Source organism: Trinickia sp. (assembly GCF_051953405.1).
Classification (GTDB): domain Bacteria; phylum Pseudomonadota; class Gammaproteobacteria; order Burkholderiales; family Burkholderiaceae; genus Trinickia.
In genome coordinates this window covers 1-16,001 of sequence record NZ_JBQCIV010000159.1, presented here as the reverse complement: position 1 = coordinate 16,001, position 16,001 = coordinate 1, and the positions used below count along the sequence as shown (strand labels likewise).

The 16,001-nt window shown below is 63.3% G+C and carries 13 protein-coding genes and 1 pseudogene; 3 read left to right on the top strand and 11 right to left on the bottom strand.

Annotation, left to right across the window (positions count from 1 at the left end):
• Positions 1-38: 38 nt before the first annotated feature.
• Positions 39-2,462 carry a hypothetical protein gene (locus tag ACTHN9_RS28800; RefSeq protein WP_440540237.1) on the top strand — a complete coding sequence of 808 codons (2,424 nt, stop codon included), beginning with the start codon at positions 39-41 and terminating at the stop codon, positions 2,460-2,462.
• A 165-nt stretch (positions 2,463-2,627) separates the two neighbouring features.
• On the opposite strand, the gene ACTHN9_RS28795 is transcribed toward ACTHN9_RS28800, so the two are convergent.
• Entirely contained in the window at positions 2,628-2,858 is a 231-nt protein-coding gene (locus ACTHN9_RS28795; RefSeq protein ID WP_440540236.1) for a hypothetical protein, read from the bottom strand.
• A 233-nt stretch (positions 2,859-3,091) separates the two neighbouring features.
• Between ACTHN9_RS28795 and ACTHN9_RS28790 the strand changes: the two genes are divergently transcribed.
• On the top strand, positions 3,092-4,114 hold the full coding sequence (locus tag ACTHN9_RS28790; protein WP_440540235.1) for a Gfo/Idh/MocA family protein: 1,023 nt from the start codon (positions 3,092-3,094) through the stop codon (positions 4,112-4,114).
• 316 nt (positions 4,115-4,430) lie between these two features.
• Here ACTHN9_RS28790 and ACTHN9_RS28785 read toward each other — a convergent pair whose 3' ends face one another.
• From ACTHN9_RS28785 to zwf, 10 genes are all read right to left on the bottom strand, one after another.
• Positions 4,431-4,736, bottom strand: a complete 306-nt coding sequence (locus tag ACTHN9_RS28785; RefSeq protein WP_440540234.1) for a helix-turn-helix domain-containing protein — start codon at positions 4,734-4,736, stop codon at positions 4,431-4,433.
• A gap of 111 nt (positions 4,737-4,847) precedes the next feature.
• Positions 4,848-5,132 carry a type II toxin-antitoxin system RelE/ParE family toxin gene (locus ACTHN9_RS28780; protein ID WP_430365108.1) on the bottom strand — a complete coding sequence of 95 codons (285 nt, stop codon included), beginning with the start codon at positions 5,130-5,132 and terminating at the stop codon, positions 4,848-4,850.
• Positions 5,132-5,419, bottom strand: coding sequence for a CopG family ribbon-helix-helix protein (locus ACTHN9_RS28775; protein ID WP_430364402.1), 288 nt, complete (start codon positions 5,417-5,419; stop codon positions 5,132-5,134). The genes ACTHN9_RS28780 and ACTHN9_RS28775 overlap by 1 nt, the downstream gene beginning before the upstream one ends.
• A 306-nt stretch (positions 5,420-5,725) precedes the next feature.
• Positions 5,726-6,355, bottom strand: coding sequence for a riboflavin synthase (locus ACTHN9_RS28770; protein WP_440540233.1), 630 nt, complete (start codon positions 6,353-6,355; stop codon positions 5,726-5,728).
• A 34-nt stretch (positions 6,356-6,389) separates the two neighbouring features.
• A complete protein-coding gene (gene ribD / locus ACTHN9_RS28765; RefSeq protein WP_440540232.1) occupies positions 6,390-7,511 on the bottom strand; it encodes a bifunctional diaminohydroxyphosphoribosylaminopyrimidine deaminase/5-amino-6-(5-phosphoribosylamino)uracil reductase RibD in 1,122 nt (373 codons plus the stop codon).
• A 15-nt stretch (positions 7,512-7,526) separates the two neighbouring features.
• The gene (gene hemL / locus ACTHN9_RS28760; protein WP_440540231.1) at positions 7,527-8,810 is read right to left on the bottom strand and encodes a glutamate-1-semialdehyde 2,1-aminomutase; all 1,284 of its coding nucleotides are present in this window, start codon (positions 8,808-8,810) and stop codon (positions 7,527-7,529) included.
• Between the two features lie 240 nt (positions 8,811-9,050).
• Positions 9,051-10,232, bottom strand: coding sequence for a porin (locus ACTHN9_RS28755; protein ID WP_440540230.1), 1,182 nt, complete (start codon positions 10,230-10,232; stop codon positions 9,051-9,053).
• A gap of 557 nt (positions 10,233-10,789) precedes the next feature.
• A complete protein-coding gene (locus ACTHN9_RS28750; RefSeq protein ID WP_440540229.1) occupies positions 10,790-12,712 on the bottom strand; it encodes a bifunctional transcriptional regulator/glucokinase in 1,923 nt (640 codons plus the stop codon).
• On the bottom strand, positions 12,690-13,382 hold the full coding sequence (pgl, locus tag ACTHN9_RS28745) for a 6-phosphogluconolactonase (RefSeq protein ID WP_440540228.1): 693 nt from the start codon (positions 13,380-13,382) through the stop codon (positions 12,690-12,692). The genes ACTHN9_RS28750 and pgl overlap by 23 nt, the downstream gene beginning before the upstream one ends.
• Before the next feature lie 184 nt (positions 13,383-13,566).
• A complete protein-coding gene (gene zwf, locus ACTHN9_RS28740) occupies positions 13,567-15,027 on the bottom strand; it encodes a glucose-6-phosphate dehydrogenase (RefSeq protein ID WP_440540227.1) in 1,461 nt (486 codons plus the stop codon).
• Between the two features lie 529 nt (positions 15,028-15,556).
• Between zwf and ACTHN9_RS28735 the strand changes: the two are divergent.
• Positions 15,557-16,001: pseudogene (locus tag ACTHN9_RS28735) on the top strand (sugar ABC transporter substrate-binding protein); the annotation flags it as partial.

Here is a 16,001-nt window from a genome sequence, read left to right as displayed (position 1 = left end):
GCGCCGTCTTTCACCACCACGAATTCACGCGAACGATCATGAGCGAAGCACAGGAAGCCGATCTGCACGCCAGCGCGCGCGCCCTGCGAGAGCGTTTGGGCGCCCACACCGCCCCTGCGGGCCTTTACGAACGACTCAAGCAGTTGCCCTTCGCTGGCAGCGTGCGCTGCAACGTCGCGCGTCTCCAAGCCGGCGACTGGGCCGAAGTTGTGCTCGACTACGAAGTCGGGTCCTCGGGCATCGCCGACGGCGGCTGGCTTAAGGCCACCTTCAAGTTCTACTCCGACTGGGCGCTGTTCCAGACGAGCGACCCGACCGCCGCGAACTACATCAGCGCGGAGTATCACGCTGGGCCGCTCGTGCCGGGCCAGAGTCCCGCGACGGTGCAGGCGCTCAACGTGCGTTTCGACCAGAAGGGTCACGAGCGGCCGTACCAGAAGGCCGTGATCGTGGATGTCGTGGACGGCTACCTCAACGCGGGCGACCGCATCGTGATTCGTCTCGGCGACCGCCGTAACGGGCCGGGCACGCGCATCCAGACCTTTGCTGAAGACAACTTCCGCTTCCGGCTTTACGTCGATCCGCTCGGCACCTCGCGCTTCGTTGCCGTGCCGGGCGACATTGCCATCGACATTCATGCAGGCCCGCCTTCCGGTGTGCTGCTCAACGGCCCGCGCTTCGTGCAGCCCGGCGAGCGCGCGCCGTTCCGTCTGTCGTTGCAGGACCGCTGGGGCAATGCCTGCCGCGATCTCGGCGACGACCGCCACGGCGGCGCACCGGTCGCGCGCGTCACGGCTTACGATGCGCATGGCGAGCCGGTGCATCGGCGTCAGTACGCGTTGCCGTCGACGGGCTTCGCGACGCTCGCCGTCGACGATCTGCCCACCGCGAGCGGCACCCTGCGCGTCGTCGCCGATGTGCCCGCTCGCCCTGAGATTCGCGCCGCGCAGGCGCATCTGACCGTCGATCCCTCCCTGCCCACGCCGCGCGCGCTCTATGCCGATCTGCATGTGCATGCGCACGACACGGTCGGCACCAACAGTCCCGCGTACAACGCGCAGTACGCACGCGACATCGGCGGCATCGACGTGCTCGGCTATACCGCGAACGACTTCCAGATCACCGATGCGAACTGGCAACTCGGCGTGCAGGCCATCGAGGCATTCAACGAGCCGGGCCGCTTCGTGGCGTATCCGGTGCAGGAATGGTGCGGCAGCTCGACGGCGGGCGGCGATCACAACGTGGTATTTCTCGGCGACGGCACACCGGGCTTTCCGTACAACGCGCGCGGCGAGCACAACCGCACGCTGGTCTGGAACGAGGACATGAAGGGCAACGCCGTCGAACTGGGGCGCTGGCCGGTGGAAGAGCTATGGGACGCGTATGCCGACGCCGCACCCGAGCATCTCGTCATGCCGCACGTAGGAGGGCGCCGCTACATCCCTGACTGGCATCATCCCGAACTCGAGCGCCTGGTCGAAATCGCATCGACGTGGGGCCATTTCGGCTGGCTCTATCAGGACGTGATCGAGCGCGGCTACCAACTTGGCGTGGCGGCGAGCGGCGACGAACATCGCGGCCGTCCGGGCGGCGGCGCGCCGGGCGTGCAGGTGTTCGGCGTACATGGCGGCCTGACGGGCGTGCTGGCGCAAACGCTCGACCGGCGCACCGTGGGCCGGGCGCTGCGCGCGCGTCATACCTGGGCGACCACCGGCGAGCACAGCGCGCTGCTCGTGCGCTGTGGCGATCATCAGCAAGGCGATGCGTTCACGCACCGAGGCCCCGCCACGCTCGACTATCGCCTGCTCGGCAACCGTGGCTGGGAATACGTCGCGGCTTACGATCACACGGGCCTGATCTGGGAGCGCAATCTGCATGCGGAACTCGGCTTTGCCGAGCGGCTCATTCGCGTGCGCTGGGGCGGCGCGCGCATCCGCGACCGTTATCGCTGGGCGGCGTGGCGCGGGCGTATCCGCATCCTCAACGGCACGATCCACAACTTCGGTTCGCACGGCTTCGAACACGTCGAGGAATCGGCGTGGCGCAGGGGCGCAACCGACATCGAGTTCGTGAGCGACACGTATGGCGATGCGGACAGCATTGAAATCGATGTGAGCCATCTCGCGGCCGCGAAGATCGTGATCGAGGGCGCCATCGACGGTTTCGCGGAGGTCGGCGATCCGCTGGCGAGCAATCCGTTCGCGCACGCGCCCGCATTCCGCTTTGAGATCAGCGGCGAGCAGCTACTGGCGCAAGGCAGTGCGGTGCATGCGCTCGGAGGCACGGAATTGTTCATTGCAGTGGAGCGGATGACCGACAAGCCGCTGCCGGTGGATCTCGCGGATAGCGTGGAAATCGCGCCGCTGAATGCGCCGTTCGGGTTCCGGCCGGTGTATTTTTTCGGGCGCCAGCGCGACGACAGCAAGGTATGGGCGTCGGCGCACTTCATTACGTTTATATAGTCTCCACGTACCGCGCGATTGTGTTTAGCCTGGCTGGAAAGGCTTGTCCTGCATAGGCAGAGTACTGAAAGTTGCTCGTAGACCGTCAGAAATACCGGCAATAGCGGTGACCGTACCGAGACATCAATAGACCATGCGCGATGAATCGGAACCGCTATGGCGTTGTTACGGCGGAAAACGAATCTGAGAGAATTGTCTTCCGGCCAGGATCGCGCGCCGTTCGATTTCTAAGTTTTGGTTGCCACCAGCCTCCGCCGCTTCGAATGTTTCGACGAGATAGCGCAGTTCGGCGTTGAACAGTGCGTTGACGGACGTGTCTGACTTCGCCGCGAGAATTTTGGCGCGCTTGAGCAGGTCGCGATCGACTGAGCCCGTGAAATTCACGGTTTCGGCCATGGTCGGAATCCTCCACCAGGAGCAGCGTCGTTCAAAAGCTACGCAAGGGCCGCGACGGGCGGCGCTCGGTCTTACCTAGGGGCAACGCCGGTATTTATTGGTGCTAAAGTGGTTCTATAATGGTTCCTCGTTCTCAACGGGGCAGAGCCGGTTCAAGCTGCCGCCTATGAGCGTGTCGTGCGGGGCAGCAGCCCCGTTCTGATCGAGGTACTCAACAGTGGACGGCGCTGATAATGGTGAAAACAGAAGAATCGAGGCATCCGGAGGGTCTTGAGTTGCGCGGCTCCAGGCCCGTCCGATGGGGAATCGTAGGCGCGGGCCACATAGCCGGTCGATTCGCCGAAGGTCTCGGCTTTGTACAGAACGTAGAACTCGTCGGCGTGTGGGCGAGGCGGCAGAGTCAAGCGGAAACGTTCGCCCGGAAGCACGAGACACGCGCCTACGTCAGTTTCGATGACTTGCTGGATGACATTGACGCGCTGTACATCGCAACGCTCCAGGATAGTCATTCGCATTACGCAATGCGTGCGTTCTCCGCCGGTCGCGCGGTTCTATGCGAGAAGCCCGCAGCCGTGAGCGCACGCGAGCTTCAACATCTGCAGGATGCTGCGAAGGCTTCCAACGTTCTCTTTATGGAGGCGATGAAGCCCCCGTTCTATCCGCTGTTTACAAAACTGATGGAACACCTCGCGGAAGACCCGATAGGGGACGTCGGATTTGTGCGCGCCGGTTGTTCGATCGCGGACGCACCGGCCGATCACCCATCATTTAGATTGGATCGCGGAGGTGGCGCGTTGCTGAATATCGGTATCTACGAGGCGTTTCTAGCGGTCCGGTTCCTCGGGAAAGCGATCGATATCCAGACGCTAGGTCGATTGGGGCAAACCGGCGTCGATAGCTTCGCAAGCCTCAACATTCTTCATGAAAACGGCATCGCGCAAATATTCTGCGGGCTAGATTTGGACGGCAAAGGCGATGCTTTTCTCGCTGGCACGAAGGGGTCCGTCACGATCCACGAAAACTGGTGGAACCCGTCTCGAGCGACGGTTCGCTACCTTGGAGGACGGACGGTCGAATTGCATGAGCCGTTCCAGGGCGGTGGACTTAATTACGAAACGGCCCATTTCTGTGACGTACTGCGCTCGGGTAGAATCGAAAGCCCGGTCATCCCGCACGATATGTCGATGAAAATGATCGATATCGTGGACGCTGCACGTGCTGAACTAGGGCTTGTTTACCCTTTCGAAACGAGGTAAAACACCCGCGCCTCCCGCCGCGGCCAGATCATGTGTCGTGGAGACGCAGAGTGTGCCTAATTGTTCTCTACGATGCATGGCGGCGCGCCAAGTTCGCCCCTCGGTGACTCCCAGCGCGCTTAAGTCCTGTCGTTGCTCCTTGCCGCCCCGAGCGTCCGCTCCACATACCGCGCGATTATGTTGAGTCTGGCGGGAACACGAAGCCCCTTATGGGCGGGGGCGAGAAATGCTGCTCGCATACCGTCAAAAATACCGTCGCATCACGGTGCTTGTAGCGAGGCGACGATAGGCAATGCTGGACGGTGCGCGCAATCGTTCAGAGCGTTTCCAGCATCTGAAGCGTTTCCGGGTGCTTGGCGACCAGTCGGATCAGCGTGGCGGCCTGTGCGTTGGGCTTGGCTTTGCCTTGCTCCCAATTCTGATAAGTGCGCACGTTGATCCGCAGGCTTCGGGCCATGACGGCTTGCGACGCGTGAGAGGCTTCGCGCACGGCCTTGATTTCGGCCGGCGAGACTTCGAGCGCATCGGCCTTGATCTTGCGCAGCGTGATTTCCCCTTCGCGCTCGGCAGCAAGGGCATCGAGACCCTCGGTCAATTCAGCAAACAGATTTCGCTTCTTCATTGCTTGCTCCGTATTCGTGACCTCTCTTTCCAGTAGCTTCGCGAAGGCTTTGCGCTCGTCACTGGACGACGCCTGCATCCTTAATCTCCCGCGCCTCTCTCGCAGCGGTTCTCATTCCCGTATCGGCGGCCATTGGCGGGCCGCATGGACGACGTTCAGCACGCGAACCAGATCGCCAACTATGTCATAGATCAAGATGTAATTTCGATGGACAACCAGTTCGCGCGTGCCGGTTATGCGGCCAAGGCGACCAAGGTTGGGACGGTCGACCAGTCGCGACGCCTTTTCCTCGAACATCTCATCGAGATCCAACGCCGCAGTGGGATTATCGGCTTCGATGTGGTCGTATATGTTGTCGCGATCCTCAATCGATTCCAGCGTCCAAAACAACTCCATCACTTCGAAGCTTCAAGCCGACGACGAGTGTTGGCGCGACGGGCTGCGAATTTAGCCTCAACGTCGGCGGCCGGTACGAGATTGCCGGCATCGGCCGAGGCTCGTGACCGCTCAACCTTGGCGCGCAGCCAGGCGTCGTATTCAGCGGATTTTTCTTGCTGTTTCACGTAGTCCCGCATGAAGTCGCGCAAGAGTTGAGCGCCAGTGCGGTCGTGGGCCTTGGCGACTGTGGAAAACTCGTTTTTGAGCGCTTCATCGACCCGAAAAGTAAAGGTAGCTTCTGTCATGGCGGTGCTCCCCAATGTGTTACGCGATAAGTGCATCGTAGCACAGTCAGGTTGTGTTCATGGAGGGCAAAACGCGAGGTGGATGACGATGTTGAGCTTCCAGCAGTGTCTGACGACTACTGGCGGACCTCAAGCCGCCTCGCCGAACTGGCCGCGGTACTTGACAAACCCGTTCCAATTGTTGGGAGGGAGGCCATACCGTTCGGTGACGCTTGGAAAGTGCGGGTGATTCCAGCCGAGGCTGGGCTGCTCGTGTCCTTAGTGTCTGGTTCGGCCAAAGGCATGCCGTGGGCTTGGTTCAACGAATCATGACCGTCCCGTGGGCGCCGCCGTCGACAACATCCTTTCGACATACCGCGCAATCAAATCCACTTCCAGATTGACCTGATCCCCGGCCGCCACATTCCTAAGCGTGGTGACCTCCACCGTATGCGGGATCAAGTTAATGGAGAACTCGCACCCGCCGCCGCGATCGTCCACGCTGTTCACGGTCAAGCTCACGCCGTTCACCGTGATCGAGCCTTTGTACGCGAGATAACGCCCGATTTCTCGCGGCGCCAGCACGCGCAACTCGTGCGATTCGCCGACAGGCGCGAACCGCGTGACCCGGCCAAGCCCATCCACGTGCCCCGATACGATGTGGCCACCCAATCGCTCATGCGCGGTCAACGCTTTCTCGAGATTGACTTCGCCCGGCGCCGCAAGACCCACTGTGCAATTCAGGCTTTCGCGCGAAACGTCGACATCGAACGTCCGAGCCGTCTTCTCCACCACAGTCATGCACGCGCCTTGAATCGCGATGCTATCGCCGAGCGCGACGTCGCTGAGATCGAGCGCGCCGGCATCGACCGTCAGGCGCACGCCGGCCGCGTCGCTCGTCCCGAGTGCCTTCACCGCTTCGATGCGACCCACGGCCGCGACGATTCCCGTAAACATGGTGAGCTTCCTTTAGATTCGTCTAGTGTCCAGTTCATTGCGGCGTCGAAGGCGCGGGCAATCGCGCCAAGATCCGCAAGTCGTCCCCGATCCGGTCGACGGCCTGAAAAACGAGCCGCGTGCGTGCATCGAGCGCTCCCGGCGCGGCGAGGTCGAACATGCCGGCGCAACCGCCGCCGAGCAAGCTCGGCGCCAAGTAGATCAGCAACTCGTCGACGCACCCTTCGCGTAGCAGCGAGCCATTGAGCTTATGCCCGGCTTCGACGTGCAATTCGTTGATGCCGCGCTCGCCCAGCACTTTCAACATGGCCGGCAAATCCACCTTGCCCTGCGCATTGGCCAGCGGCACGATCTCGATGCCGCGCGTAGCCAATGCTTCGGCATGCGCCGCGTTGCGTTCGTCGATCCGTCCGCAAAAGATCACCGGCGGCGGGCCGTCGAGCAGGCGTGCGGTCAAGGGCACGTCGAGCCGGCTGTCGACGAGTACCCGCAGCGGCTGCCGAGGCGTGTCGACATCGCGCACCGTCATGCGCGGATCGTCCTCCCGCACCGTCCCGATGCCCGTCAAAATCGCGCAGGCCCGCGCGCGCCAAGCGTGACCGTCGGCGCGCGCCGCTTCCCCCGTAATCCACTGGCTCTCGCCGGTCGGCAGCGCGGTGCGGCCGTCCAGCGACGCCGCCACCTTCATTCGCACCCAAGGGCGCGCGCGCGTCATGCGCGACACGAAGCCGATGTTCAGTTCGCGCGCCTCGTGTGCGAGCAACCCGCAGCGTACGTCGATACCGGCATCGCGCAGCATGGTCAAACCGCGGCCCGACACTTGCGGGTTCGGGTCCTCCATCGCGGCAATCACGCGCTTGATGCGCGCGTCGATCAGCGCATGCGCGCACGGCGGCGTCCGGCCGAAGTGACTGCAAGGCTCCAATGAAACATAAGCCGTGGCGCCCTGCGGGTCGTGGCCGCGGCGTCGCGCATCCTTGAGCGCCTGTATTTCGGCGTGGTCCTGGCCGGCGGGCTGCGTGTAGCCCTCGCCGATCGCCATGCCGTCCTTCACGAGCACGCAGCCGACGCGAGGGTTCGGTGTCGTCGTGTACATGCCGCGCGCGGCGAGTGTCAGCGCGCGCTGCATATGGATGAAATCGGCTTCGGAGAACATAGGCGGGCAGCCGGGTTACAGCGGACGTGCCGCGAATGCGCCGCGCGCCGCCTCGATCGTCGCGTCGATCGCGCCGTCGTCGTGCATGCTCGACACGAAGCCGGCCTCGTAGGCCGACGGCGCGAAGTACACGCCGGCATCGAGCATCCGATGGAAGAACGTGTTGAAGCGCGCGATATCGCTGTGCGACACGTCGGCGAAGCTCGCCGGCACGCGCTCGGTGAAGTACAGGCCGAACATGCCGCCGATGGCATCGGCGCTGAATGCGACACCCGCATCGCGCGCCGCAGCGGCGAGGCCGTTCGCGAGCCGCGCCGTTTGCGCCGACAAACGATCGTAGAAGCCCGGTGCCTGGATCAACTCGAGTGTCTTCAAGCCGGCCGCGACGGCAACCGGGTTGCCCGACAGCGTGCCGGCCTGGTAGACGGCGCCCTCCGGTGCGAGCAGCGACATGATGTCGCGCCGGCCGCCGAATGCCGCCGCAGGCATGCCGCCCCCGATGACTTTGCCGAGGCAGGTGAGATCGGGCGCGATGCCATACACCTGCTGCGCGCCGCCGAGCGCGACGCGAAAGCCGCACATGACTTCGTCGAAGATCAGCACGGCGCCGTGATGCGTACACAGACGCCGCAGCGCCTGCAAAAATTCGGGATTGCCGCGCACGAGATTCATGTTGCCGGCAACAGGCTCGACGATGACCGCCGCGATTTCGTCGCCGAAGGCGGCGAACGCTTCTTCGAGCGCCGGCGTGTTGTTGTACTCCAGCACGGTCGTGTGCTTGGCGATATCGGCCGGTACGCCGGCCGAGGTCGGATTGCCGAACGTCAGCAAGCCGGAGCCGGCTTTGACGAGCAGGCTATCGGCATGGCCGTGGTAACAGCCTTCGAACTTGACGATGCGATTGCGCTGGGTGAAGCCGCGCGCGAGCCGCAGCGCACTCATGGTGGCTTCGGTGCCGCTCGAGACAAGGCGCACCTGCTCGATCGACGGCACGAGCTTGCAGATTTCCTCCGCGATCTCGATTTCGGCTTCGGTCGGCGCACCGAACGAGAAGCCGTCGGCCAACACCCGCTGCACGGCTTCGAGCACTTCCGGGTGCACATGGCCGACGATCATGGGGCCCCACGAGCCGATGTAGTCGATATAGCGTTTGCCTTCCGCATCCCAGAAGTAGGGCCCCTGGGCGCGCTGAACGAAACGGGGCGTCCCGCCGACGGAGCGGAAGGCGCGCACGGGCGAATTGACGCCGCCGGGAATGGTGCGTTGGGCACGTTCGAAGAGAGCTTGATTGCTGGGCATGAGCGATGTCGACGTCGAAGTGGGACCGGCCGGGACGGACGGGCGCTAGCGGATGAGCGTCGCGGCCGATGGGATGGCGCCAATTGTACCGAAGTACCGGGCGCGGGGCGCAGGGGCGGGGGACGCCGGGGAGGCTGCACGCAACGCGCATAAAAAAAGCGCCCACGAGGGGCGCTTCGAAGATACTGCGGCAACCGTGCTCCAGCGGGCCGAGGCCCACTGGATGACCGGTCGCTGTGCTTAGAACTTGTGACGCAGGCCAACGCGTGCGAGCACTTGGTTAGCCGTGCTCGACTCGCCAGCTGCTGCGCCGTCATAGATGTCAGCCTTCGCGCTGCCACCCGAAGCGTGTTGCCACACGCCCATCAGGTACACGTCCGTACGCTTCGACAGACGGTAGTCGGCGATTGCGTTGACTTGGTGCCACTTCGGCTTCACGCCCGATGCCGAATCCTTGCCGTCCGTGTACGTATAGCCGAGGCCCAGCGTCGTAGCCGGCGTCAGGCTGTACTGACCCCAGACTTCCGCGCTTTGGAACCACACTGCGTCGCGGATGCCAGCCGGCAGGTTCGCTGCGCCTTGGTTGGCGTTGTCGTAGCGAACGTGCGTGTAGTTCACGCCGAGCGTTGCCGGGCCGAACGCGTACGTGCCGCCCAGACCGAACGTTTCCATGCTGCCCGGCGTACCGACGTAGCCGAATGCGCCGTGGCCGTTCGATTGGCCAACCAGCGGAGCAACCGGAGCCGTAGCCGTGCCCGTGTTCGTGATGAAGTTGCCGTCGGCAAATTGCGTGGACGGGTTCTTCGCGAAGAAGTAAGCAGCGCCCAAGTACAGCGGACCAGCCGAGTAGCTCAAGCCCGTCGACAGCGCGCTGTTGCGGCCGAACTGACCGGCAACGCCGCCGAACGCGTACATGCCTTCAGCTTGCAGGCCGTTCCACTTCGGCGTCACGTACTTCACAGCGTTGTTCACGCGGAAGCCGTTATCCGTGTTGTCGATATCGCTGGGGTGCGAGAAGTAGGCGCCCCATTGGCCGTTGAACGTGGTCGCTTGGACGTCGTCGACGATCGAGTCGTATTGACGGCCGAGCGTCAGCGTACCGAATTGGTTGTTCGACAGGCCGACGTAGGCTTGACGACCGAATTCGAGGCCGCCTTGACCGAGCTTGCCGCTCATCACGTTAAAGCCGTTTTCGATTTGGAAAATGGCCGACGTACCGCCGCCCAGGTCTTCCGTACCCTTCAGGCCCCAACGGCTGCCTTGCACGACGCCGCTTTGCATCGCCCAGAGGTGGCTGCCGCCGGAGTTGTTCACGTACGTGAGGCCAGCGTCGATCACGCCATAGAGCGTGACGCTGTTTTGCGCGAAGGCCGGCACAGCGAAGGCGCCCGTCACTGCCAGTGCGAGAAGCGATTTTTTCATCAAATAGGTCTCCGAGACGTTGAGTTGCAGTGTGAGCAACCCGGATTAAGTAATTCGTTTGCCGCGGACTTGGCCGCCTCTTGGGCAGGTTGGGTGCCGCAGCGGGGTCCAGGCAGTCGAGGCGATACTAGGCATCTAGACCCCTTATCCTCATTAGTAGAAACACTAGTTGCCGAGGATTGTTGCGAATATTGAAACGCAGTAATTCCGCGGGCATCTCGCGCTCTTCCTTGACAGACAAGGCAGAGAGTGAAAGCGGTTGCTTAATTGCGAGGCGTGGTTGTTGCGTGGGCGCGACACTCGGGCGCGGGGCGTTGTTGCGAATACGTTGAAGAAAAATCGACGTTTTGCGCCGATGTGGGGCATTCATCTCGCCCATCGCGGAGCAGTCAACGCGCAAACGCCCGCCCGACAAGCTTTCCGCGGAAAAGTTCCATACGATCTCGACCTGGGCCGCCAGCCGATCCGCAAACAAAAAACCCGCGGCTCGAGCGAGCGCGCGGGTCGATACAGCCGCTATTCGTCCGACGACGATACCGGGTTGAGCGATGCCGACGTCAATCCGTTGCCGACGATGCCGCCCCATGGCTGAGCCAATCGAGCACGGCCGTGGCATCGTCGGTGCCGGCGGAGCGCGCTTTCGCCACAGCCTGCTTCATTTCGCCCGCGGGCTCGGCACGTCGAATCGCCACGCCCACGGCCAGGATGTCGATCATCACGAGATGCAAGATGCGCGAAATCATCGACAACTGCGATTCGCGGATCTCGATATGGTCGGTTTCGAGCGCCACGGTGGCCCGCTTGGCGAGCGGAGTATTGCTCGATGTGATCGCGATGACTTGGGCGCCGGCCTGCATCGCCACGTCGAGCACGCGCAGCAGTTCGGGCGCGCGTCCCGACTTCGACACCGCGACGATCACGTCGCCCTTGCCGAGCAGCGCGGCCGAAGCTGCCTGCATATATAGATCGCCGTACGCGATCGTCGGAATGCCGAACCGGAAGAACTTATAGTGCGCGTCCTGTGCGACGATGTTCGAATTGCCGAGCCCGTAGAACTCGATCCGGCGCGCGCCGTTCAGCAGCTCGATCGCCCGCTCGACGTGCTCGAAGTTCAGGTGCTCGCGCAACTGCAAGATGGCCGATACCGTATTGTCGAGCACCTTCGCGCCGAAATCGGTGGCCGTATCGCCCAGATGCACCTGGCTGTGGCTAACCGGAATCGTGCCCGTTAAGCCCGTCGCGAGCTTGAGTTTGAAGTCCGAGAGGCCCTGGCAGCCCAGCGAGCGGCAAAAGCGGATGACTGTCGGTTGACTGACGTCGGCCTTGCGGGCGATGTCGACGATCGGATCGCTGATAATGGAGCGCGGGTGGTTCAGCGCGAGATCCGCTACCCGGCGCTCGGCCGGCGTCAATGCGTCGCGCATTTGGCGGATCCGTTCGAACACGGCGGACGAGCCGCCGCCCGCACGGTTCGACAACTGCTCCGCGAGAATGGCCGAAACCCCAAGGAATGCCGGGTATTCGGCCGTGATGATGTAGGTCGGCACGTTCGCGAGATAGGGCTTGAAGCGGCCTTTCGCTTCGAAGCGCTCGCGGAACGAGGAGCGCAAGAACAGATCGCCGAGCTTGAGCACGACGCCGCCGCCGATGTAGATGCCGCCCAGCGCGCCGAGCGTGACCGCGAGGTTGCCCGCGAACGAGCCGAGGATGCCGCAGAAGCACTCGACGGCTTCGAGCGCGAGCGCGTCGCCGGCGTGCGCGCGCTCGACGACGTAGGCCGGATCCACCGTGGGGGCGACACGCTTCTTGTCGCGGGCGGCCAGCGCGCGGTAAATGAGTTCGATGCCGGGCCCTGCCGCCACGCGTTCGAACGAAACGTGCGGCCATTTCTTGCGCGCGTATTGCATGACGATGTCTTCGCGCTCGTCCATCGGCGCGAAGCTCGCGTGGCCGCCTTCGCTGCCGAGCGCGATCCAACGGTCGTCGGCCGGAATCAGACCCGACACGCCGAGGCCCGTACCGGGCCCGAGCAGCCCGATCACGCTGTTTTGCCGGCGCGAGCCGCCGCCCACTTGGTGGCGCTGCGCATCGGTCAGCCCAGGCAGCGCCATGGCGAGTGCCGTGAAATCGTTGACGACGAGCAGCGTGTCGAAGCCGAGCGCGCGCCGCGTCGCCTCGATCGAGAACGCCCACTTGAAGTTCGTCATGCTGACTTGATCGCCGTCGACGGGATTGGCGATCGCGATCGCCGCATGATTGACGCGGCCGACCTTCGTATCCTTTAGATACTTCTTGAGCACGTCTTCGATCGTCGGAAAATCGGCGCACGGGTAGACGCGAATCTGCGAGACTTCCCCGGGTTCCGTTTCGAGCGCGAAGCGCGCATTGGTGCCGCCGATATCGGCGAGCAGGCGCGGACCGTCGGCGTGCTGGCGTGCGCCGGGTACCGATTGAGCTTTATTTTGCAGACCAGTAGACATCGAGTCTGACTCCCTTGTCGTTTGCCAGCTTCGAGATGGCATTTTCTTGCGGCGCGGATGCCGCCGCTTTGAGGACGTCGAGCTTGCGTTCGCCCGAGATCGATAGATAGAGCCGCTCGATGCCCTTGAGCGCGGACATCGATAAGCTGACCCGGGCGTGCGGCGCCGCACCCGGGTGGACGGCGACGTAGCGCTCGCTCGTTTGCAGCGCGTGCGCCCATTCGTGCGCAGGGGCATCGGCGAACAGCGACGCCGTATGGCCGTCCTCGCCCATGCCGAGCACAGCGACGTTCGGCAACGCATACGCGGGATCGGCGTTGAGCGCGGCGATGCGCGCCTCGATCGGAACCGATACGTCCACGAGCGGGGCGAAGCGGGCGGCGGCCGCGGCCTGCGTGAGCAGCGTTTCCCGGACGAGATGCGCGTTGCTCGCGCCATCGGTTTCGGGCACCCAGCGATCGTCGACGAGCGTCACGTCGACACGCGCCCAATCGAGCGATTCCAGGGCGAGCGCCTGGAAGAACGGGCGCGGGCTCGTGCCGCCGGAAACGGCCAGCGTGATGCGCGCGTCGAGGGCGGCGGCAAGCGATGCGCCGAGCGCACCGCTCACGGCCTTGGCCAGCGCGCCGGCTTGGGCGCGCGGATCGTCAAAAGCGTGAAGCTCGATCACTTCTCCTCCAGACTGCTTTTTGTATGTTCACCATCGTCGGCAACGCCGCGCCGCTTGGAGAGTGTGGCTCGTCTCGCTAGCGTGGCGTTGCCGTGTCGTCGATCCGTCTACCCGTCGTTGCTTTGTTTTCGTCGTTTCACCGATCCGCCGATTCGCCGATTCGCGACGCCGACGGCCCGGCGATTCAATTCTCTTCTTCGAGCCAGCAGGTGTCGTGCTGCGCGAGCATCGCGCTCGCGGCGGCGGGGCCCCAGGTACCGGCCGCGTACGGCTTGGGCGGCTTGTTCGACGCCGCCCACTCGTTCAGGATCGGTTCGACCCAGCGCCACGCGGCTTCTTGCTCGTCGCGGCGCACGAACAGCGCGAGCCGCCCGTTGATCACATCGAGCAGCAAGCGCTGATAGGCCTCCATCTGTCCTTCCTTGAAGAACTGATCGAAGGCGAGATCGAGGTGCACGCTCGAGAGGTTCATGCCTTCGCCCGGCTGCTTCGCCAGGCAGTACAGACGAATCGATTCGTTCGGCTGCAGCCGGATCACGAGGCGGTTCGACCCGGGGCGCAATGCCGTGGGCCCCAGCGCCGAATGCGGCACGGGCCGGAAATTCACGACGATCTCGGCCACACGCTCGGCCAGACGCTTACCGGTGCGCAGGAAGAACGGCACGCCGGCCCAACGCCAGTTTTCGATCTCCACCTTCAGTGCGACGAAGGTTTCGGTCGCGCTTTGCGGCTTCACGCCGTGCTCGGTGGCATAGGCCGGCACCGACGTGCCCTTGATTACGCCCGAATGGTATTGCCCGCGCACGGCGATCTTGGAGATGTCGCGCGTGTCGATCGGCTTGAGCGCACGCAGCACGCGCAGCTTTTCGTCGCGCACCGAATCCGAATCCATCGAATGGGGCGGTTCCATTGCGACGATCGACAACAACTGCAGCAGGTGATTTTGCACCATGTCGCGCAGCGCGCCGGTGTTGTCGTAAAAATCGCCCCGCGCTTCGACGCCGAGTTCCTCGGCGATCGTGATCTGGATGCTCTCGACCCATTCGCGGCGCCACAGCGGCTCGAACAGCGCGTTGCCGAAACGCAGCGCGAGCAGGTTCTGAACCGGTTCCTTGCCGAGGTAGTGATCGATCCGGTAGATCTGCTCTTCGGCGAAGATCTCGCCCACGGCGTCGTTGATCGCGTTCGACGAGCGCAGATCGTAGCCGAGCGGTTTTTCGAGCACGATGCGCGCGTTCTCGTTCAGTCCGACGGAAGCGAGCGCGCGGCAGATCGGCACGAACAGCGACGGCCCCGTGGCTAGATAGAACACGCGCGTGCCGGCGTGATTGTCGAGTGCATCGCGCAGCAGCGCGAAATCCTCGGGCTTGCCCAAATCGAGCTTGACGTAGGCGATGCGTTCCAAGAAGCGCTGCCAGGCCGCTTCGTCGAGCCCGCCCTTGGAGACGTGCGATTTGACGTTGCTGTTGACCCAGTCGATATAGCCGTCGCGATCGGCGGCGTGCCGGGCCACCGCGACGATCTTGCCGTGCTCCGAGAGCATGCCCGCGCGGTGGGCCTCGTACAGCGCCGGAAGGATCTTTCGCATCGACAGATCGCCAGTCCCGCCGAAGAGAACGAAAGTGAAGCCTGAGTCGATTTGCATGAGTCGTGAGCCGAAATCAAAGGGTTGCGGGCGCGATTCGAGGAACGGGCTGGATGGGTCGGCTGCTCGAAGTTGCGACGTCTGTAGCGCGATAAAAATAATTTTGACACTGAATTGTAGTTTAACTACAATCCAAATCAAGAGGTAACGTCGATCGATTGCAAAAACCTTTGCGGATGCGATGCAACGCGAGGGTCGGCAGTGCGGATCGGCGGCAGTGCGCCGCGTGTCCCTTATTTGTACCGCGCGTGCATGTTAGCAGCGCGATTTGCTGGGCGCTGCCTCCCCGAGCTCGAACCGCGCGACGCGGATCGGCCGAATTCAAAAGAGGAGACAGTCGCCAAGTTTGGAAGCACGTATTTCCTGACGATCCTTCGCGGCCGCATTCGGCCCGTCGGCGCGAGTGAGCGCCGCGCGAGGCGCCGTTCGGCCACATCCAGTGTTGTTCTGTTGCACCCAACCACCGTTCCCCGGCCAGTCGAAGAGGGGAGCACTCGTTACTTGGTCAGTAGTCTGGAGGAGATAAAGAATGAAAGTTCGCGCGATCATGGCTGCGCTGTGCGCCACGGGGCTCATGCTGGGCGTGTCGGCGGCTCAGGCGGGGGAATCCGTCGAAGTGCTGCACTGGTGGACCTCGGGCGGTGAATCGAAGGCCATCGGCGTCCTCAAGGACGACATGACGAAGCAAGGTTACACGTGGAAGGACTTTGCGGTTGCAGGCGGCGCGGGCGCGGCTGCCATGACGGCACTGAAGACGCAGGTGATCTCGGGCAATGCGCCGAGCGCCGCGCAGATCAAGGGGCCGCTGATCAAGGAATGGGCCGACCAAGACGTGCTCGTGAACATCGATTCGGTTGCCAAGTCGGAAGACTGGAAGAAGAATCTGCCGCCGGAAATCGACAAGATCATGCACGCGGACGGCCACTACGTCGCAGCGCCGTTCTCGGTGCATCGCGTGAACTGGCTGTATATCA

What these genes read in the sequence shown, in the direction of transcription:
- ACTHN9_RS28750 (WP_440540229.1), bottom strand. Translation starts at nt 12,712, where the DNA reads ATGTCTACTGGTCTGCAAAATAAAGCTCAATCGGTACCCGGCGCACGC.
- ACTHN9_RS28795 (WP_440540236.1), bottom strand. Translation starts at nt 2,858, where the DNA reads ATGGCCGAAACCGTGAATTTCACGGGCTCAGTCGATCGCGACCTGCTC.
- ACTHN9_RS28785 (WP_440540234.1), bottom strand. Translation starts at nt 4,736, where the DNA reads ATGAAGAAGCGAAATCTGTTTGCTGAATTGACCGAGGGTCTCGATGCC.
- ACTHN9_RS28780 (WP_430365108.1), bottom strand. Translation starts at nt 5,132, where the DNA reads ATGGAGTTGTTTTGGACGCTGGAATCGATTGAGGATCGCGACAACATA.
- ribD (WP_440540232.1), bottom strand. Translation starts at nt 7,511, where the DNA reads ATGTTCTCCGAAGCCGATTTCATCCATATGCAGCGCGCGCTGACACTC.
- ACTHN9_RS28790 (WP_440540235.1), top strand. Translation starts at nt 3,092, where the DNA reads ATGGTGAAAACAGAAGAATCGAGGCATCCGGAGGGTCTTGAGTTGCGC.
- zwf (WP_440540227.1), bottom strand. Translation starts at nt 15,027, where the DNA reads ATGCAAATCGACTCAGGCTTCACTTTCGTTCTCTTCGGCGGGACTGGC.
- ACTHN9_RS28755 (WP_440540230.1), bottom strand. Translation starts at nt 10,232, where the DNA reads ATGAAAAAATCGCTTCTCGCACTGGCAGTGACGGGCGCCTTCGCTGTG.
- hemL (WP_440540231.1), bottom strand. Translation starts at nt 8,810, where the DNA reads ATGCCCAGCAATCAAGCTCTCTTCGAACGTGCCCAACGCACCATTCCC.
- ACTHN9_RS28800 (WP_440540237.1), top strand. Translation starts at nt 39, where the DNA reads ATGAGCGAAGCACAGGAAGCCGATCTGCACGCCAGCGCGCGCGCCCTG.
- ACTHN9_RS28770 (WP_440540233.1), bottom strand. Translation starts at nt 6,355, where the DNA reads ATGTTTACGGGAATCGTCGCGGCCGTGGGTCGCATCGAAGCGGTGAAG.
- ACTHN9_RS28775 (WP_430364402.1), bottom strand. Translation starts at nt 5,419, where the DNA reads ATGACAGAAGCTACCTTTACTTTTCGGGTCGATGAAGCGCTCAAAAAC.